The organism is Bacteroidota bacterium, from assembly GCA_016720935.1.
In the GTDB taxonomy this organism is placed as follows: domain Bacteria; phylum Bacteroidota; class Bacteroidia; order AKYH767-A; family 2013-40CM-41-45; genus JADKJP01.
The window spans coordinates 341,135-362,410 of record JADKJP010000003.1; the positions used below are offsets into that span (position 1 = coordinate 341,135).

General features: G+C 41.4%; 13 protein-coding genes. 8 read left to right on the forward strand and 5 right to left on the reverse strand.

The annotated features are described in order from the left end of the window. Positions 1-38: 38 nt before the first annotated feature. The 3 genes from IPP86_03910 to moaA all read left to right on the forward strand — a co-directional run bounded on the left by IPP86_03910 (position 39) and on the right by moaA (position 5,630). A complete protein-coding gene (locus IPP86_03910; GenBank protein ID MBL0137661.1) occupies positions 39-1,691 on the forward strand; it encodes an NAD(P)H-dependent oxidoreductase subunit E in 1,653 nt (550 codons plus the stop codon). A gap of 11 nt (positions 1,692-1,702) precedes the next feature. Then, positions 1,703-4,405: a formate dehydrogenase subunit alpha gene (gene fdhF / locus IPP86_03915; protein ID MBL0137662.1), complete on the forward strand. Its 2,703-nt coding sequence runs from the start codon at positions 1,703-1,705 to the stop codon at positions 4,403-4,405. A gap of 256 nt (positions 4,406-4,661) precedes the next feature. Continuing rightward, the gene (gene moaA, locus IPP86_03920) at positions 4,662-5,630 is read left to right on the forward strand and encodes a GTP 3',8-cyclase MoaA (protein MBL0137663.1); all 969 of its coding nucleotides are present in this window, start codon (positions 4,662-4,664) and stop codon (positions 5,628-5,630) included. Between the two features lie 44 nt (positions 5,631-5,674). Here moaA and IPP86_03925 read toward each other — a convergent pair whose 3' ends face one another. Continuing rightward, positions 5,675-6,955 (reverse strand): citrate synthase, encoded by a 1,281-nt coding sequence (locus IPP86_03925; protein ID MBL0137664.1) that lies wholly within the window; start codon positions 6,953-6,955, stop codon positions 5,675-5,677. A gap of 672 nt (positions 6,956-7,627) precedes the next feature. Further along, positions 7,628-7,801, reverse strand: a complete 174-nt coding sequence (locus tag IPP86_03930; GenBank protein ID MBL0137665.1) for a hypothetical protein — start codon at positions 7,799-7,801, stop codon at positions 7,628-7,630. Between the two features lie 336 nt (positions 7,802-8,137). Here IPP86_03930 and IPP86_03935 point away from each other — a divergent pair, with 336 nt between their 5' ends. Together IPP86_03935 and IPP86_03940 are read left to right on the forward strand one after the other, a co-directional pair. Continuing rightward, positions 8,138-11,644 (forward strand): T9SS type A sorting domain-containing protein, encoded by a 3,507-nt coding sequence (locus tag IPP86_03935; GenBank protein MBL0137666.1) that lies wholly within the window; start codon positions 8,138-8,140, stop codon positions 11,642-11,644. Between the two features lie 301 nt (positions 11,645-11,945). Beyond that, positions 11,946-12,953: a hypothetical protein gene (locus IPP86_03940; GenBank protein MBL0137667.1), complete on the forward strand. Its 1,008-nt coding sequence runs from the start codon at positions 11,946-11,948 to the stop codon at positions 12,951-12,953. Positions 12,954-13,088: 135 nt separating this feature from the next. On the opposite strand, the gene IPP86_03945 is transcribed toward IPP86_03940, so the two are convergent. Next, a complete protein-coding gene (locus tag IPP86_03945) occupies positions 13,089-14,120 on the reverse strand; it encodes an OmpA family protein (GenBank protein ID MBL0137668.1) in 1,032 nt (343 codons plus the stop codon). Positions 14,121-14,177: 57 nt separating this feature from the next. Between IPP86_03945 and IPP86_03950 the strand changes: the two genes are divergently transcribed. Continuing rightward, positions 14,178-14,996: a hypothetical protein gene (locus IPP86_03950; GenBank protein MBL0137669.1), complete on the forward strand. Its 819-nt coding sequence runs from the start codon at positions 14,178-14,180 to the stop codon at positions 14,994-14,996. Positions 14,997-15,010: 14 nt separating this feature from the next. On the opposite strand, the gene IPP86_03955 is transcribed toward IPP86_03950, so the two are convergent. Further along, positions 15,011-16,201 (reverse strand): hypothetical protein, encoded by a 1,191-nt coding sequence (locus tag IPP86_03955; protein MBL0137670.1) that lies wholly within the window; start codon positions 16,199-16,201, stop codon positions 15,011-15,013. A 174-nt stretch (positions 16,202-16,375) separates the two neighbouring features. Between IPP86_03955 and IPP86_03960 the strand changes: the two genes are divergently transcribed. Both IPP86_03960 and IPP86_03965 read left to right on the forward strand, forming a co-directional pair. Continuing rightward, positions 16,376-16,645: a DUF1844 domain-containing protein gene (locus IPP86_03960; GenBank protein ID MBL0137671.1), complete on the forward strand. Its 270-nt coding sequence runs from the start codon at positions 16,376-16,378 to the stop codon at positions 16,643-16,645. A 25-nt stretch (positions 16,646-16,670) separates the two neighbouring features. Continuing rightward, complete coding sequence (locus IPP86_03965; protein MBL0137672.1) at positions 16,671-17,600, forward strand: hypothetical protein; 930 nt, start codon at positions 16,671-16,673, stop codon at positions 17,598-17,600. Positions 17,601-17,651: 51 nt separating this feature from the next. Here IPP86_03965 and IPP86_03970 read toward each other — a convergent pair whose 3' ends face one another. Continuing rightward, a complete protein-coding gene (locus tag IPP86_03970; GenBank protein MBL0137673.1) occupies positions 17,652-21,149 on the reverse strand; it encodes a hypothetical protein in 3,498 nt (1,165 codons plus the stop codon). Between the last annotated feature and the right edge of the window lie 127 nt (positions 21,150-21,276).

Here is a 21,276-nt window from a genome sequence, read left to right on the forward strand (position 1 = left end):
GGTCCTCTATTGAGAGCCATTTGAAATAAAACAGAGTCATGTCAAAAAATATCAGTGAATTGTCCGGTAGAAAGGGATTGAAGAAAAATCTCTTCGAGGAAATTGGAACACTTGCCAAAGAAACGGGCACACCTTCTGAGGAAGCATTGTCGAAGCTTGCCACCGAATTTATTATTGGTGACGCGAATGTGTATGGGACAGCTACCTTTTATGATTTCCTTCGCCCCGATAACAAGGGAAAAAAAGTATACATCTGTAACGGGAGTGCCTGTCTTGCTGCCGGTACTCAGGAGCATGTAAAAAACGAAGTACACAAACATTTCGATGCCGCAGAAGTTGGCACCATGTGTTGTCTCGGCAGGTGCCATGAAAATTCTGCTTTTCATTATGATGGCAAGAATTATTCGGGTTACGCCATTTCAAAGTTGGCGGAAATCAAAAACAGCAAAAAAGCGTTGGGTGATAAATACCATGTAGAAGCTGTAGGTAAGGCTGTACTTACCGGCCCTCTTCCGGGTGTAAATGAATATTATCAGCTATTGGGAAAAATTCTATCTGCTCCTTCGGGAAATTTACTGAATGAAATTAAAGAATCCGGTTTGCGTGGTCGTGGCGGTGCCGGTTTTCCTATTGGCATGAAACTGGAATCTTGCCGGAATACTCCTGGTGAAACAAAGTTCATCGTCTGCAATGCGGATGAAGGTGATCCTGGAGCTTACTCGGATCGCTATATTCTCGAAGTTCAACCTCATCGTTTGTTATTGGGAATGATGATTGCCGGTTTTGTTACTGGTGCGGAATATGGTGTTGTATACATTCGTGCTGAATATCCCGAATCGATAAAAATTTGTCAGTCAGCAATTGATGAGATTCGTGCAGCAGGTTATTTAGGTAAAAATATTCTTGGTTCCACTTTCAATTTTGATTTCAAAATCATTGCCGCTCAGGGAGCTTATATCTGCGGTGAAGAAACCGCTTTACTTTCTTCTATCGAAGGACAACGCCCGGAAGTGCGTGTCCGTCCGCCTTACCCTACACAGCAGGGATTGTTCAACAAACCTACTGTAGTGAATAATGTTGAAACACTTGCTGTGCTTCCTTTTATTGCGGAGCATGGCGGAAAAGCTTATGCTGCAACAGGTCGCGGACGGTCAACAGGAACAAAACTGGTTTGTCTCGACAGCAGTTTTACTCGTCCGGGAATTTATGAAGTTGAAATGGGTACTCCTTTGAATTTTGTAATTGATAATTTGGGTAAGGGATTCAAACGCAAAGTGAAAGCACTGCATATTGGAGGACCACTGGGAGGACTGGTGCCTGTTTCAAAATTCAAGGATCTCACTGTTGATTTTGAATCCTTCTCTCAGAATGGATTTTTATTGGGACATGCATCGGTAATTGGTATACCGGAAGAATTCCCAATGATTGATTACCTGGAACATTTGTTTGAATTCTGCGCGCACGAAAGCTGTGGAAAGTGCTTCCCTTGCCGCTTGGGTTCAACGAGAGGTTTTGAACTCGTTCGAAAGGCAAGAATTTCTTCTTACAAAATTGATGAAGAATTATTTCAGGATCTCATTGATACAATGGAAACCGCTTCACTGTGTGCACTTGGTGGCGGTTTGCCTTTGCCAATAAAGAATGCATTGGTTTATTTTAAGGAAGAGCTTAGTCCTTATTTTACAAAATAATAGAAGAAGGAATGTCAAAAATTGCATATATCGATCATCAGCCTTTTGAAATAAGCGAAGGAGAAACTATTCTGAGTTTTATCAAGAGACATGCCGGAAAAGATGTTGTTCCTACACTTTGTGATGCGCCTAACCTCGACCCTTATGGGGCTTGCAGAGTTTGCAGCGTGGATGTCGCTTTGAAAGTGGATGGCCCTGTGAAGGCGCAGGCTTCCTGTCACACACCTGTCATGGAGGGAACTTATATTTTCCCATCGACACCTCGAATTGAAAAACTTCGCAAAAATATTATTGAGCTGGTCTTGACGGATCATCCACTGGACTGTCTAACCTGTGAGGTGAATAACAATTGTGAATTGCAAACCGTAGCAGCCAAAGTGGGCATTCGTGAAGTGCGTTATCCTGCAGGAAAAACTCACCTTGATAAAAAGAAGGATCTCTCACATCCTTACATGACCTCCGATTTTTCCAAATGTATCAATTGCGCACGTTGTGTTCGTGCTTGTGATGAAGTACAAGGTCAATTTGTTTTGAGTATGGCAGGCCGCGGGTTTGACAGTCATATTATAAAAGGCATGAACACCACTTTCAATGAATCGGATTGTGTGAGTTGTGGTGCATGCGCTCAGGCTTGTCCGACTTCAGCTATTTCAGATGTGTTTGAATCGAAATCAATTGTTCCGGATACTAAAGTGCGAACCGTTTGTACTTATTGTGGTGTAGGATGTAATTTGGATGTTGCTGTTGCGGATAAAACTGTGAAATCCATTCAGGCGCCCTTCGATGCGGAAGTGAACCAGGGACATACTTGTCTGAAAGGCCGATACGCTTTTTCATTTTATAATCATCCGGATCGATTGAAGGAACCTTTGATAAAAAAAGATGGCAAATTTGTTGAAGTAAGCTGGGATGAAGCCTATGATTTTATCGCGAAAAAGTTCACTGAAATCAAAACAAAGTATGGCCCTGATTATATCGCCGGTATTTCTTCCGCGCGATGTACGAATGAAGAAAATTATCTCATGCAGAAATTTATGCGTGTCGTAATCGGAACTAATAATATCGACAGTTGTGCACGTGTATGTCATTCACCCACAGCCATCGGGATGCAACGCACATTTGGAACGGGTGCCGCTACAAATTCTGTCGTGGATTTGAACTTTACTGATTGCATGATGGTTATCGGAGCGAATCCTACAGCTTCCCATCCTGTAACGGGAGCGAAAATGAAACAAACTGCAATGAAGGGAAAGACCCTCATTGTTATTGATCCGAGAAAAACGGAACTGACAAAATATGCCCAGTACCATTTGCAACTGCGTCCGGGAACAAATGCTGCTGTGCTGAACATGATGTTGTATTACATCATTCAGGAAGGGTTAGAAGACAAGCAGTTTATTGAAAGCCGTACAGAAGGATATGCGGAGTTCAGGAAAGAAATCCTGAATCTGAATATCGCTGAACTCGAAAGTGTAAGTGGTGTTGACCGTAATCTGGTACGTGAGGCAGCGATTGCATATGCAAAAGCAGGTAACGCGATGTCATTTCATGGATTAGGTGTAACCGAACATTCTCAGGGAACATTTACAGTAATGCTCATTGCTGATCTTGCGATGATCACAGGCAATATCGGAAGAAGAGGAGTAGGGGTGAATCCATTGCGTGGGCAAAATAATGTACAAGGCGCGGCGGATATGGGTTGTCAACCCTATCAAGGAGCCGGTTATCTTGATCTGAAAGATCCTGAAGTGATCACAAAGTATGAATTGTTCTACAAGGCTCCTTTTCCGAAGCACATCGGATATAAAATTCCGGAGATGTACGACGCTTCATTGTCGGATAAACTGAAAGCTATCTGGATCATCGGTGAGGATCTGGTACAAACTGATCCGAATACACAGCATGTGAAGAAAGCTCTGGAAAAACTGGATCTGTTGATTGTACAGGAATTATTTATGAGTGAAACAGCTATGATGGCTGATGTAGTTCTTCCCGGAGCTTCATTCCTTGAAAAGAGCGGAACGTTTACTAATGGTGAAAGAAGGATTCAACGCGTGAATAAAGCTGTTGAGCCGGTTGGTAACACGAAAGCTGACGGGCAAATTATTGTTGACCTCATGAATAAAATGGGATATCCGGAACCTGATTATGATCCTGCTGTTCAGTTGAAAGAAATAGCGGCAATTGTTCCTTTCTTTAAAGGAGTGAAATGGGAAGAATTGGGTATTAATGGTAAACAATGGCCCGTACTGGAGGATGGATCTGATACGGAAATTCTTCATACAGAAACTTTCAAGAGAGGGAAAGGAAAGTTTGTGCACAATGCATTTAAAGAGACAAAGGAAATTGTTGATCACGGAAAAGAATTTCCATACATCATTACTACTGTACGTGAGTTGGAACATTACAACAGTGGTGTGATGACCAGGCGCACGAGGAATAGTCGAATTCTAAAGGAGGATGTTTTACTTATCAATCCTGAAGATGCCCGGAAAAATTCTATTGGTGATGGAGAAATGGTTGCAGTAGAATCTGCACGCGGAGAAATTTTTATCAAAGCAAAAGTTTCTAATGAAATGAAACCGGGTGTGATGAGTACAACTTTCCATTTTCCCGAAATTATGATGAATACGATTACCTCCAGCATAAGTGATTCAGAAGCGAAATGTCCCGAGTATAAAGTTGTGGCTTGCAGAATCCGGAAGAAAGGGTGAGAATAGTTGATTGTGGATTGCTGATTTTAGATTGTTGATTTTAGATTGTTGATTTGGGATTAATGATCGGTTGTTCATCTTTATCTGAAAGTGGATATTGTTGTCAGTATTTAATCCCGGTAAAAATAATTTTGTAATCATTGAATTTGAATTTTTTCCTTAAACTAACCACTAACCACTAACCACTAACCACTAACCACTAACCACTAACCACTAACCACTAACCACTAACCACTAACCACTAACCACAAAAAAAATGCTTACCGATCGTCACAACAGAATCCACGACTACCTGAGGATATCCCTCACGGATGTCTGTAACCTGAGGTGTACGTATTGCATGCCGGATCATCCGGTTTTTTCTGCAAAGGAAAAGCTGATGAACGCGAAGGAGATAATTTCTATTGCAGAGACATTTGTAAAGCTGGGTGTAAGAAAAATCAGGCTCACGGGAGGAGAACCGCTTGTTCGTGGGGATTTCAAAGAGATCATTCTTGAGCTTGCCGGATTGCGTCAGCATGGTTTAGAAGATATTACCATGACAACAAATGGTATTTTCGTTCATGAATATATTGATGAGTTTAAGGCGGCCGGCATCAGATCTTTGAATGTGAGTCTGGACACGATGATGCCTGATCGTTTTGCAAAGATTACAAAGCGCGAACACTTTCACCGGGTTATGTCCAATATCCATTTGTTAATGGACAGTAATTTTCATGTGAAAGTGAACATGGTGGTGATGAATGGTGTGAATGATGATGAAGTATTTGATTTTATCAACTGGACCAGAGATTATCCTGTTCACGTGAGGTTCATTGAGTTTATGCCATTTCGGGACAATCACTGGCAAAATCAAAAGTTACTTACTTCGAAAGAACTATTAAGTCGGGCGGAAAGTAATTTTGAAGTTGTTCCACTGGAAAATAAGAAGCACGATACATCAAAGAAATTTAAAGTACTTGGTTACGAAGGAACTTTCGCGTTCATCAGTACCATGAGTGAGCCGTTTTGTGGGGATTGCAATCGTTTGCGCTTGACAGCCGATGGGAAAATGAAGAACTGTCTGTTTTCAAAAGGGGAAATGGATCTTTTGACAGCCTTGAGAAAAGGCGATTCCATTTTGGATCTGATTCATTCTTCTCTCTCTGCGAAAGAGAAGCAATGGGGAGGGCAGGAGTTATTCGGCCAGACAGAAAACCGAACAATGGTTTCTATAGGGGGATAAAAAAAACTCCCGGATGGCCGGGAGTTTTAAATATTTGCGAAACTTTATTTTCTGTTTGCAACCTGCACATAATTTCGTGCTACAGGTCCTGTGTAAATTTGTCTTGGACGAGCGATAGGTTCTTTGCCTTCGCGCATTTCTTTCCACTGAGCGATCCATCCCGGCATTCGGCCGATGGCGAACATGACGGTAAACATATCTGTAGGAATGCCAATTGCACGATAAAGAATACCGGAGTAGAAATCGACATTCGGATATAATTTCTTTTCGATAAAATAATTATCAGTGAGAGCGATTTCTTCCAGTTGTTTGGCGATATCCAAAAGGGGATCTTTTATGCCGAGTTCAGCCAATACATCGTCACATGCTTTTTTAATAATTTTTGCACGTGGATCGAAGTTTTTGTAGACACGATGACCAAATCCCATCAGACGGAAGCCGCTGGTTTTGTCTTTCGCTTTCGCCACCCATTCACCGATATTACCGCCTTCTTTACGAATCGTTTGTAACATTTCTATCACAGCCTGATTTGCTCCACCGTGCAGGGGTCCCCAGAGTGCCGATACACCTGAAGAAATGGAAGCATACAAGTTAGCCTGTGATGATCCGGCAACACGAACAGTGGAGGTTGAACAATTTTGTTCGTGATCTGCATGGAGAATTAGCAACTTATCCAATGCATCTGCAACTTTAGGATTTACATGGTAGTCGTCTGTTGGTTGTGCAAACATCATGTGAAGGAAGTTCGCGCAATAGGAAAGCCTGTTCTGAGGATACATGACAGGGTGTCCAATTGACTTTTTATACGACCAGGCTGCAACTGTAGCGCATTTGGCCATGAGCCGCTGAATGGTAAGATCCACATCACCTTCTGTTTTATAAACATCCGGGTAGAAGGTTGACATTGCAGCTATCATGCTGGCCAGTACACCCATCGGATGAGCTTTAGAAGGAAAACCTTCGTAGAATTTCTTCATATCCTCATGGATGAGTGTATGAGTAGTTACCCCGGATATGAAAGAAGCAAGCTGTTCTTTGGAGGGCAATTCTCCATAGATCAGAAGGTAGGATACTTCAATAAAGGTGGAGCTTTCTGCCAATTGTTCAATAGGATATCCACGGTAACGGAGGATTCCGTTTTCTCCGTCAAGAAAAGTAATGGAACTTTGAGTGGAGCCTGTGTTTTTAAATCCGGTATCAAGAGTTATGTACCCGGTTTGATCACGAAGTGTTGAAATGTCGATTGCCTTTTCACCTTCAGAACCGACTATAACAGGCAGCTCATATGTTTTGTTTTCAAGTTTAATTTCTGCAATATTTCCCATAGAAGTATTGTTATTGGATTAATATTTTTATAAATAAGATAGGTCGATTGGCATTAATTTAAAGATGGACCAGTCATGCAAGGATCCAATTCGGGTGAAAATTTACGTTATCTTTTTCAATGCTGAATATGATTCTTGAACTTTTCTTATTGAACCAGTTGGAAGGATTCCCAGACCAATCTATTTAGAAAACGGACAACAATAATAAGTTCATTTGTAATTTTTGTAACTGAAAAAAGTCAGTTCGTAAGGTAAATTTATAACAAAGGTAGAATATGCCGTGAACGGCTATCGAAAGCTGTTTGTGTTTTAAAGCGGAGAATTGTCTTGAAATTTCAGAATAAGGAGTCCTATTTGATTGAATTTAAAGCGTTCGTCTAATTGTACGATTGAAAGCCGGATCGAAGTGCTTTCCTGATTCCAACCAAATGTCAGCATTTCTTCGAAACATTTAGCATATTCAATTTACCTTCTCCGAAAGACATGATAAAAATCATATAACCTCCTAAATTCGTCAACTTATAATTTTGCCCGGTAATCATTTTTCGAATTGATAATTTAAAACCCATTCTACTTCAGTAGGTTTATTTTAATCCAATCTTTTGGGTGGTAAAATGAAGTTTCGTGTTTGTTGATATTTTTATAATCAATGGAAAATAATAATACTGATTTTTAACCCCCGTTTACTGAAAAAGTAAACAGGGAAAATTTAGCGGAAGAAAATTTCTGCGAAATTCCTCCAGAATCTTCCCGTACTATTGAAGTCACATCCGCTGCGAGTAATGGATGAAAAGAGGATGCCAGAACAGATGCACGACGTTTGACTCTTTCTTTTGAAGGGAGCATAATCGCTCTTCGGGAATTGAGAAAATATTCTACTAAGTAAATTTGGTGAAGGTGTCTGATGAGCTTCTTTCTTGAAATAAGTGAATGTTGTAACAAACCGAACGAATTGTGTAATAGTTAATGGAGAAGGCTCATTCATCTTTGTGTCCTGATTTTCTAAATAAGAATAAATGATATGTGTTCATTCTAAAAGCAGTCTTACTGCAAGAAACCGGAAATGTTCAATTCGAAGAATTTAATTTCATCCAATGAAATGTTTCAAATGTAATCTAATCCTGCTAAAATACTTACTCAATAAATCTTCAATTTAAATTACCAAGTTAATCAACGAAAACTATGTTAAAAAAACTTACACTAAGCTCTCTATCACTAATTGTGGTAGTACTGTTAACCAGCACGATGATGTCGGATAACGGTCGTGCAGGGAAAACAGGATCTCCCGGCGAAGGTACCTGTATCGATTGCCACAGCGATTTTTCTTCGAATATGGCTGGCGGTTCGATCGCCATTGCAGGAATTACAGGGGGGACATACACTCCCGGAACAACTTATAACCTGAGTGTAACTGTAGCCCGTTCAGGGATGACAGTTTTTGGTTTGGGTGTGGAAGCATTGAATTCAGCGAATACTCCTGCAGGAACTTTTGTAGTGACTAACTCAGCTGAAACGCAAATCAAAAACGCAACTGTAAGTAGTGTTGTAAGGCCTAACCTGGTCCATCAGCTTGATGGCGGTGCTACCAGCAATACACACACATTCAATTTTAACTGGACTGCACCTGCTGCAGGAACAGGAAATGTGACTTTGTATTATGCCGGTATTGCCGGTGACCATGACGGTAGTGAAGCGGGTGATTATCCTTATAATGGTTCACTTGCATTGACAGAGGGTGGCGGTTGTACAACTCCGGCACAACCGGGTGCAATTACCGGTACTGCCGCGGTATGCGCAGGTTCTTCACAAACTTATTCTATTGCTGCCGTTTCCGGTGCAACAGATTATATCTGGACACTCCCTTCAGGTTGGTCTGGTTCTTCAACGACTACTTCCATTACTGTTACAGCCGGAGCTGCTGGTGGAACCATTACTGTTGCCGCACACAATGCATGTGGTACAAGTATGACACGTCCTCTTACCGTTACGGTGAACGCCAGTGTTACTCCGTCTGTAAGTATATCAGCTAACCCCGGGAATACCATCTGTTCAGGAACCAGTGTTACGTTCACCGCAGCACCTACCAATGGAGGTTCAACACCTTCGTATCAGTGGAAGCTGAATGGGTCAAATGTCGGAACAAACAGCGCGACTTATACCAATGCAGCGCTTGCGAATGGAAATACGGTTAGTTGCGTGATGACTTCCAATGCAAATTGTGCTTCACCTGCTTCTGCGACTTCCAATACTGTGACTATGACAGTTTCCGGTTCTGTTGCACCTGCTGTTAGCATTGCCGCCAATCCGGGAAGTACTATTTGTACAGGAACAAGTGTAACATTTACGGCTACACCTACGAATGGTGGAGCTACTCCTTCTTATCAATGGAAACTCAATGGAGCTAACGTTGGTACAAATAGTGCAACATATACTAATGCTGCTCTTGCAAATGCTGACGCAGTTTCTTGTGTAATGACTTCCAGTTCCGGTTGCGCATCTCCTACAACTGCGACTTCTAATACAGTAACCATCACTATTACTACTGCCGTAACTCCTACTGTCAGCATCGCTGCTGCTCCGGGAAGCACGATTTGTAGTGGTACCAGTGTAAGCTTCACAGCAACTCCAACCAATGGAGGAACCACTCCTTCTTACCAGTGGAAATTAAACGGTGGTAACGTTGGAACCAATAGCGCGACATACACCAATGCAGCGCTGGCAAACAACGATCAGGTAAGTTGTGTGATGACATCAAATGCAGGATGTCTTAGTACTCCAACCGCTACTTCGAATACAGTGACGATGACAGTATCAGCATCTGTTACTCCTTCTGTCAGCATTACAGCTAATCCAGGGAATACAGTTTGTTCAGGTACCTCTGTTACCTTCACTGCAGTTGCGGTAAATGGCGGAAGTACTCCTGCTTATCAATGGCAGGTGAATGGAGTGAATGCGGGAACAAACAGCGACACTTATACAAGTTCAGCTCTTGCTGATGGCGATGTGGTTACTTGCATACTTACTTCGAATTCCAGTTGTGCCAGCAGTTCTACTGCAACTTCGAATGACATAACAATGTCTGTTTCGGGTTCAGTGGCTCCAACGGTTTCAATTGCCGCAGCTCCGGGTGAAACAGTTTGTATCGGTACGAATGTGACCTTTACTGCTACTCCGGGCAACGGAGGTTCTTCTCCTTCTTATCAGTGGACTCTCAATGGTGCCAATGTAGGAACCAATAGCGACACATACAGCAACAATACTCTCGCTACAGGAGATCAGGTACAATGTACCATGACTTCTAATTCTTCTTGTGCAACAACTTCCACAGCAACTTCACAGGTAATTACAATGACTGTTAACAATAGTCTTGTGCCTACAGTTTCTGCTAGCGGACCGCTTACTTTCTGTCAGGGTGGAAGCGTTGAACTTACGGCTTCTGCTGCTGCGGGTTATGTATGGAGTCCGGGCGGTGAAACAACACAAAGTATCACAGTTGATGCCGCCGGTGTTTATTCAGTTACTGTGAATGACGGAAATGGTTGCAGCGGATCTGATGCCGGAACCACAGTTGTGGTGAATGCACTGCCGGTAGTTACACTTGGAACATTCGCTTCTGTGTGTGATACTATTGGCGCATTTGCTCTCACAGGTGGAAGCCCTGCAGGCGGAACTTATACCGGTACCGGTGTAAGTGGAAGCGACTTTGATCCTTCCGTAGCCGGTGTAGGAACTTTCCAGATTATTTACTCTTATACTAATTCTGACGGTTGTACCAATGAAGCAGCTGCTCCATTGACAGTTGACAATTGCAGTGGTGGCGGTGGTTGTACTTCTGCTCCGGATGCTCCACATTACATCATGGGACCTTCCCGTGTGTATTGCAATCAAACAGGTATTGTGTATTCAATCAACCCTGTAACTGATGCTACTTCATACAACTGGACAGTTCCAACCGGAATGACAATTACCAGCAATACCGGCACTTCAATCACTGTTGATGAAGACAGTTCTTTCCACGGTGGATTGGTTTGTGTTTCTGCAGTGAACGCATGCGGAAGCAGCGATCCGGAATGCAGATATGTACGTGAAGGAAGAATCATCATTTCTTATATCCATGGTCCGCACGATGTTTGTATCAATGATTCCGCTGCAGTCTATTCAATTTCCCCTGTTGCAGGAGCAGTATCTTACGCATGGACAATTGGCGGTGGTGCTTCACTTATAGATAATGGAACATCCGCGACTGTAGATTTCAGAACTGCGACTATGCCATGGATGTTGTTGAGAGTTGCTGTGACAGATGCATGTGGAAATGTGCGTTATCGTTCAATGTGGATTCATGTTGGACATCATTGCCACGACGATGGTGACGATGATGATGATGATGGTGATGGTGATGATGATGACCATGGAGACCGCATTGCGGCAACGTCCATTGCATACGAAGTATATCCGAATCCATCCAACGGTGATTTCCAGATTGATCTGAATGCAGATGCAAACACAACAGCCCATTTAATGATTGTTGATATGTTTGGTAAAAACGTAACAGACAAAATGATCACTCTCGAGACAGGTGCCAATACAGTTGCTTTCAACATGAATGGCATTGCTCCTGGAATTTATATTATGAATATTGAAATCCCGGGTCTTGGTATGAAAACTCAGCGCCTGGTGATTACAAAATGATCAGCTATGATCAGGTAATCACAAGCATTTTTTAAATTCGGCGGGCCACAAGAAATATTGTGGCCCGCTTTTTTTTAAGAAAATCTTATACATTTTCCGAAAGCTAATCAGGCGTGTATACAATTGAACTGTTTTCAGGTATGGGAAAGGAGCATTTTTTAACAGGCTCACCAATATATTTCTAACTTCGACAGGTCTCCAGGATTCATTCACCCAATATATCTTCCGTTCGTCAAATTCCTGCTTGTTGTACCATTTTAATCTTTTACCTTCATATCTCATTAATATAGCGAGGTATACCATGAAAAAAAGCTACCTGATTTTTCTTCTCGTTTGGATCCCATTTCTTGGGTATGGACAAAGAACCGCCGATGTTGGATTGTCCTTTGGGGTTGTAAACTATATGGGTGATCTCGGAAATGAAAAATACTTTCCGTACAGCTCTGCAAGTACAGGAGCTGCAGTGACTCTCCGTAACTTTTTAAACAATCCAAAGAACTCCAAATCATTGTATAGGCCATTTGATTTTCAGATTCGTCTAAGCTGGCATCGTTTGCAGTACGATGAAACAAAACCACTTGGAGGTAAAGAAGGAATTCAATTGCGCAACTATCTTAGGGGAATCAGTTTTCGTAATGACTTATTCGGCACGGAAGCAGGTATCACCTACAATATTTATCCAAATAAACTCACCCCTCTGTGGAAGCCTAAAATCAGCTTCTTTGTGATGGTGGGTGTTGGAGCATATTTTGGAAAACCAAAATCAGATTTGTTTCATGGAAGCATCGCTCCTGAAAACAGGTATTTTTTCTGGCAGGATGGAACCACTCGTGATGTACCTGAAAACAAAGCAGGTGTTGGTAATGTGATCAAGAAGGATGGAGAATATGAAACATCTTTGCATGATTGGCTGACTGAAGGCCAGGGCTACAATAAGGAAATCCATAGCAAGACTCCTTATGACTTTTGCAATGTTGGTTTTCCATTTGGTGCCGGAATCCGGTACTTGTACAATAAGCAACTCACCATTTCAGCGGAGTTCAATTATTTCTATTTTCTCACAGATTATCTTGATGACGTAAGTGGACGGTATGCTACTTTTGATGAATTAAGATCTTCGTTTCCGGATGCTACGCAGTACGAATTGGCAAGATATATTTCAGATCCTACCGGTAGAGGAACCAGCGGTTATCCCGGCCCGGCAACAAGCCCTCGCGGTAACCCCGGACAGAATGATTCTTTTACCTATGTAAGTTTTGAAGCTTCCTATAAATTCACCTGGAAGAAAAAAGGCATCTATGGACAGTAAGTGTCAGGCTTAACATGAAACTCCACATTTCTGTTTATAGAAAAAAAGGCGCCCGGGTTGGTCGCCTTTTCTTTTATAAAGTGTTACTGAATTCAATTCATCAATCCTGCCTGATAAAACTTAAACCAGATTTTCTTATTTTGTATTGACCTGATCCAGTACTTTCATTAACTCATCGAGTTTTGGTGTCAGGATAATCTCTGTTCTTCTGTTCTTTTTCCTCGCTTCAGTGGTGTTTGCGGGATCAATAGGTTGATATGGACCTTTGCCTGCAGCGGATAAACGGGAAGGGTCAATGTTCACATTTTTCAAAATAATCTTTACCACGGAAGTAGCTCTCAATACACTAAGCTCCCAGTTGTCACGGGCTCCGCTTGGAAGTGTTCCTGAAATGGGAACATTATCAGTATGACCTTCCACAAGAATGTTGATGTCTTTGTTTTTGTCAAGCACTGCGCCAAGTTCTTTTAAAGCTTCTTCTCCTTTTTTCTCCACGATGGTACTACCGGAACCGAAAAGCAACCGTTCTTCCATGGAAACGTAGACACGTCCATTTTTTTCATTTACAGTTAATCCATTATTCTGAAATCCAAGCAAAGCATCATTCACAGCGGCACGCAGGGCGTTTACTGTTGAATCTCTTTTATTTAGTACAGATTGCAGCTCGTTAACCCGATCTTCTTTTTCCTTTAAAGTTCCTTTGAGTTCAATGAGGTTACGTTCTCTTTCAGAAAGATCCAGGGAATCTTTTTTCATTTTGTCTTCTTTGCGCTGAAGGTCTTCTTTGATTTGATTCAGCTGAACTATCAGTTTTTTGGTTTCTTCCGTATTGCCGGCGAGTAGCTTTTCATTGTTGGAAAGCAATTTGTCATATGATTTAGTGAGTTCATTGTACAAATCCGCGAGACGGCGGTGTGATCTTCCTTGTTCCGTGGTATCCTTTCCAAGCTCATCAACATTCTTTCTAAGTTCAAGCACTTGTGCGTTGAGCTCAGTGTTTTTGGTATTGAGATCCTGGTTGTCGGACTTTAACTTAACATTTTCATCCTGACAAGTCTTTTCCTTTTTCTGCAGATCCTCAAATTGCCTGGCGGGCACGCAGGAGAAAATACTGAGGGAAATCACTGAAATTGCAAGAAAATGACCAATTTTTTTTGATTTTATCATGTTTGAATAGTATTTTTAATTACCGGAAACCGGAATCTTTCCAAAATTAGTGTAAAGATGGTTGTGAGAACCCGACACCTTGTCTCGGTTTTCAACAACCGGTATGGAACATTTCAACGATTTGACCGTTATTGTAAAAGAGCTCAGGAACAGATGTCTATGAAATTCCTCGATAAAAACTGGATAACTGAAAATCATATAGATTTTGAGTATAAAAAATACGTGTTGCTGGCCTATTTACAGCATGTAAGCGAACATTTCACGGAACAACGTCTCTATCCATACCTTTCTGATTTGGTGGATCACTACCGAAATCTCAAGCAGTTAAAGGACAATAAAAAACATCTCTACAACTTATTTCCGGAACGACTGAAAACTATAGATCTGGAGCAATTCAGAATTATTTATAACAAGATGGTGGAAGACGATACCATCATGCAGGAAATAGAAAACATTCTGGATTTTTCAATTCCTCAGATGGAACGCTATCTCAAGGAAGGGAAAAAGATATATGATTTCATTGAAGAGAGACTTAAGATTTATCCGGTTGGTGTAATCCCTTTAAACAATGAAAACGGTTATCTCTTTTTAAAATCAGGAATCTCGCCGGCTACGGAGGTGTATGAATACCATGTATCTATTTTTGAAAACCCTTCTGAAAAATACAGAGGTCTGCATATCGCATATGTAGCTACCTATGAAAAATCGCTGCTCAACACTTTTGAGTCCATCAAATCCGAACTTTTGCGATTCAATAAAAATCTTCCGAATCCTGCCGCATATGTCATCGAAACAGAAATGATTCTTCCTTTTGATGAGACATTTTTACCAATGGCTAAAAGGACCCTTGTGAAAAGAATTGCGGGTTCCGCTTAATCAATAATTCAGTATCAATAATCCTTTTCTCTTTTATTGGCAAGCCAGACAGAGAGTACAAAAAAGGTTTTTACGAAACGGTAGGAAAACCAATTGATCAGTCTTTGAAAAAGCGTTATGTTTTGTTCATAATCAGCTTTTGTAATCAACCGGCAGTCCTTTTGCATAATTGATTCCAATTTGTTCCTGCATAAGGATGCGAATTCTTCATTATAGATATCGAGGTTTAATTCGATGTTGCTATAGGTGCTCAAATTATTGAGATCATAAGAACCAATACTCACAAATTTCGAATCCGCAACCAATACCTTTCCATGAACATTGGAAGGCGAATATTCGTAAATATTGATATGGTTACGCAGGAGCCAATCGTACAAATACTGTCGGGCATAGATAACCGGCTTTACATCTGATTTAGCGGAAACAAGAATACTGATCCGGACACCCCGCTGTATAGCATTTTTGAGTAACCTTCTCACTTGCCCGCCCGGAAGAAAGTAGCCTCCCACAATGATTATTGATGACATTGACTGTCGTATAGTCTGACGATAGGTGATCGCTACTTCATTTTTCCTTCTCAGAAAATCGTTCTGACTTACCCGCACCAAAGTCTGGGCCTCAACACCTGCCGCTTCATGCAGCTTAGGCTTCCGGATTTTTAGTGGTAGTTTTTTAAAACGGGTTTTCAGCCATCGTTGTCGGCAAAGCAGGTTGAGCCGACTGCAAATCACACCACGTACAAGCACAGCGAAATCCAGCCAGGCACGGGAAGATGGTAGATCATTATAGTTGTTGCTGATATTGATTCCGCCAATAATCGCAACCTCACCATCAGCAACCACAATTTTACGGTGCAATCGCCTTCCGATGTGCAATTTTCCATTTGAATAAAAACGACCATACTTCCGGAATTCTATTCCTGCTTTTTCGAGTTCGCGTATGAAAGCAAGGGGTAAGTTCTGGGAACCATAGGCATCCACAAGGAGGTAAATTTTTACATGTCGAACTCTGGCAGCATGGATAAGTGCATTTGTAATGCGTCGTCCGGTTTCATCATTTGCCAGAATATAGGTTTGGAGATGAATTTCTTGTCTGGCTTTATTGATCATTTCTTCCAGGGCAGCAAAGAACTCTTCCCCACTTTGCAACAAAGTGACTGAATTGTTCAGGGTATACCTTTCTTTCCTGTTTTTGCTTTTTGACATAGTAATCTTCCCCAAAAATAGCTTAAGTAGCGGATAATCTAAGGACAATCCTCAGATCTGTTGTATTCACCTTTGATTCCACACAATATCCTGTGAATTATGTTCAGTAATACTATTTTTTGGTAAAATCGAAAAAATAGTATCTTTGTTTGCTGCTCAAATTTTAACCCTGAAATGAATAAGAACGACCAGTTGTTTATTCAGTTAATGTATATTTTTCATTCCTCCGCGATGGTCGCGATGGGTAAGCTTAAAAACCCTGCAACCGATAAAATTGAGCGCAACATGGAACAGGCACAACAATCAATCGACATACTTGAAATGATTCGTGAGAAAACGAAGGGTAATTTATCTCCGGAATTACAAAGAACTTTGGATGGATTTCTAACGGAATTGCGTCTCAATTTTGTCGATGAAAAAAATAAAGATCTCATCGGATCTTAAACGTTTCCAATTTCAATCTACCACCATGGATTCACAAGAAAGCAACAAAACAGAATACCAGGAACAAGGCCCCCGTAAAGGCATTGTTATCATTGTCATCACCATTTTGCTGGGGACGAACGGGCTTCTGTTGTGGCAGTTTTTTGACAAGAAAAATTCACTTGACACAACCAACCAAACGTTAGTAACTACAATGGCTGAAAAAGAGTCATTGCAGGCACAACTCAATCAGGTAAAAGCGGAATACGAAAAAGCCAAAGCTGATAATACGGGTCTTCAAAATCAATTGTCAGAAAAGGACGATGAAATCAAAGCAAAAGTCGCGGAGATCCAGAAGCTTATTTCTCTCGGTGGTCCGGCTCAAATTGCAAGAGCAAAGGCGGAACTTGCAAAGCTGAAAGAAATGAATACTGTTTATGTCAGCCAGATAGATTCCCTGAATCAGATCAATGCAAAATTGCAAGCTGAAAATCAGGATCTGGCATCCAATCTTAACCAGGAGAAATCGAAGAATCAGAACTTGTCTGATGAGAATAGCCGTCTTTCAACTAAAATAGCTGCTGGTTCTGTCTTGCGTGCATATAATATCACGACCAAAGGTTTGCGTTACAAATCAAATGGTACAGAAGTGGAGACCAACAAAGCTAAACAGGTTCAGAAACTCAGAACAAGTTTTGTGCTTGCAGAAAACAAAGTGATCGACAAAGGCAATATTGATGTTTATATGCGTGTGCTTGGCACTGATGGCTCTGTGATGTCAAGCTCTCAGGAGACGTTTCAAAGTAATGGTCAAGCCTTACAGTATACTGTAAAACAAGAAGTGGAGTATACTAATTCTGATATGCCTGTACAGGTAATTCTTGCAAAAGGGACGAGTTGGGTAAAAGGAAAATACAATGTGGAGATTTATCATTCAGGTCAACTGATTGGAAAATCTTCAATTGATCTAAAATAAAAAGCTCTTCAATTTTAAAAACTCCCGAAAGGGAGTTTTTTTTTGTCATTATCAGAAGAAAGCTCTCACTTGTACACCACCGGTATGAATGGTTTTTGCCGATTGAAGTTTGCGCCCGTCATAATTCAGACTCAGCTGGATCGAATTGCTGACGTTTCTCTGTAGCGAAACATTCCACGTGTAATTTTTTCCATTCTTTAATCCTTCCAGTAATTCATAGGAAAGATAGCTGTCATCAGGCGCATTGTATTTGATGTCCACCATGCTGACTTTTGCAGTCAGACTTCCTGAATTTACGGTGTTGAATTTCATGTCAAGGCCAAAGCGATGACTCTTCGCGTTTTCCCCGATACTGCCTTCTTTGTTGATTTTATTCATGTATTTGTATGAAGCGGTAATGCGAAACGCGTTTCCGGGTTGATAGCTCAGGCGGGGTTCCACCTGATCGGATTGTATCCGGTAATTGCGCGTAGAAAAGAAATCAGAACTGTTTCTCTTCGTTCCTTTTTCCAAACCAAGATTTAAAAGAAAATCTGTTGTGATGTTCCACCTGAGATTTATCCCGGTGGAGGTAATGGATCTGGATTCAAATCCGGAAGTGAGAAAATTCTTATTTCTGTTTTCCTGCCAGGTAGCATCAGCGCCAAAAACAGAATTGCTCCGGTTGAAATAAAGTGTATTCCGGATACTCGAATTGGTTGATACCAGCGAACTGTCACCGATATTTCTGCTGAATGGATTCAGGGACGAGAGCAGAGATTCATCCTTCGTTTTTTTATCCAGGCGAACCGACAGCTGATTCGACCAACGATACAGAAACGGAGTTTTCCCGCTTGTGGATGCGCCTCCGGCAGCGGAAGGTTGTAAAGTCAGCACTTCCGCAAACTGATTACTACGAGTTGTGATATAATTATTTGTAGGCACAAATACACGGATATATTTTGCCTGATCTGAAAAAGAAGCCACCGCGAATTCATCCAGATCTTTTACGCTGTTTGAATTCAAATCACCGAGGTAAGCATAAACACCCTGACCAGCGGGTACTTCGAGATAATAATATTCCTGTCTGCGTTCCTGACCTGTGCCCACTTCGTAATAGGTGCTTGCCGATACGACACCTTTCCAAAGATTAAGTGAATGATCGATACGGTTCAGAAGTGTTTTCGTCGGTTCAGCAGCGGTGAGAGAAGTGTCGAGAATACTCAATACCCGGTAAGTAGTCGTAGTCCGGAGAGTGTTGTTGGGATTTTTTGAAAACTCTGTGGTCAGATTTACATCTTCCGCTTTGGTTACTTCCCGGAAACTATTCAGTTGTGGTGCAAAATCATAACGCTGTTTGTAGCTCAGCATTGCTTTGGATTTTGATGAATCCTGGGTGGACAGAAATCCCTCTGCTTCCTGGTAAGCGAAGCTGTTACTGCGCAATGAATCAGATTGAATCGGCAAAAACTTGTTTTGTTCCGCGTTCTCTCTTGCGCCGATGATAAATCTCCAGATGGGTCTTGAGATTTCAGCATTGTGACGTATGTATTTTGTTTCAGTCGTCACTCCTTTGGTTGATAAATAACTTCCCGCGGCACTGATGCTGTATTTATTCAATTGCAAACGGGTGGATAGGGCGTTCATCAATCCATTGTATGCACTTCCTTTATTGTAGGATTTCAGCTGGTAAGTGAGATTTCCAAGTTTCTGTCTGATGAGGGATGTTTGAAAACCTGCAATGTGTTCGTCACTTAAAAGACTAGTGGTACCAAGATTCCAGTCACGTTCAAATTCTACATTCCTGTAACGTTCGACCGGTCTAAAGTTTTTACCGGTGTACTCGTAGTTGAGTTGATTCTGGAGCAGCCAGCCATTTACTGTGTCGGATGAGAGCTTTGTCTGATTCTGATATTTTAATTGCAGTGCATAACCTGCATCGTTGGCTTTGTCTTTCTTTGAAAAGAGATTTACATCGTTGTTGCTTAGAGCACTTTCAACACTGATTTTATTTTGTTTATCCAGAATATATTCCGCGCCCAGAGTGAACAATTGCTGTTTTTTGGGTGTGATCAGCAGAGAAACCGGGGCGTAATTTCCCTGTGAAATGTTGTTTACCGGCTGGATCCATTTAAACACACGGCCATTCGCGGAATTGATATCAAGGATGTAATCACCTTTTCCGAATCCTACTTCTGAAAAAGTGACCTGCCAGTATGCGCTGTCGACATTGGTTGAATACAAATAGATAGAATATGTCCCGGAAATAGTAGTCGTATCTTTTTTCTGATACAATACCATATCCCCGTTGAAAGCCACGCTATCAGCGGTAGGGAAGAAGGCCAGCTGGGTGTTATCTCCGACGGATGCCATCAATGCTTTTCTTGCACTATCAAGTTCGAGCAGCAAGGGTTGGTTTTTGCTATCCTGTTCGGAATATACATTCAGTTTCAGTTTCAGACGGTTGCTTTCAAATTCATTGTTGAGATAAACTAGTGAGCGTGCGTAATTTTTATCTGAATATTCAAATTCTACGACGATGCGGGAATCTTTAGTAATCATTCTCTTCGCAGTGAATGTGATTTCAGCAATGTTGTAATCGATAATATAATCATCGGAACTTCCACGTGAAAGCAGTCTCCCGTCGAGATACACTTTTTCTGTACCGGAAAGAACGATGATGTAAGTTTCTCCGCTGCTACCCGTCAATTTATACGGGCCTTGATTTCCTTCAATCGGATTGATGGTATTCTTCGCGAACTTTCCTTTGGAGACCGCGGCGGAGGCGCCTACCCGCATAATTCTTTTGCGTGTTGAATCCGGTTTCTGATTCAGGTCAAGGGCAGTTGTAAAATACCCTCCCTGTCCTTTCTTGAAAAAATTCATGAAGTAACTATCGGGTCTTCGCAGTTCAAAATCTCCTGCGATCAGTTTACTCTTTTGGTTGGAGAGCTGAATAAATACTTTGTCGAAGTCCTGCAATTGTTGTGTATTCCCTTCGGGCTGGATAGGGATATTTTCATCTGTGATGGCAGCGAGTATTTCAACATTATCGCTGAGTTTTCCGGAGAGTTGCAGGTTCAGACTACTATTCACAAACACATCCTGATTGTTTCCAAAAGTGATTCCTCTTGAAATACTTCCTGATCGGGTCAGTCCGGATATTCTGAAAAAGTCAGGCTGCTGATCAGATGGATTATAATAAAAGGGATTTTGCCCGGATGCTTTTACGATTTCTTTTAAACTTTTATGCTGTAGCGTCTCATCCAGACGAAAAGAAAGCACCCTGTAAACAACCTTGATACTGTCAGCTTTTATTGTTTTGTATTCCTCACTGTTTTTATTCCAGGTTAATAATCCGGAAATTTCATCGAGGATATATGCGGAGGTATCAAGCGGTTTGTTTTCGGAATTTAGTAAGTATGCTGAATGTGGTACAAGACTCAAAGTATCCATTTGAACGCTGTCCTGCCGCAGGGAAATGTAGCGACTCCGCAGATTACTGAGTGTTTGTCCACCTGACTGCAGGATTGAAAAAAATAAGACGGAAAGCAGTAAAAATTTCCGCATCACAGGGAAAGAAATGGAATGGTTGATTTTGTAAATGTAAGGGATTCGATTGCTTTACTGCGCGTGCTAAAATCAAGATATTAACGTAAAAATTGGGTTTGTATTCTGTTTTTGTGTCTGAATTCCA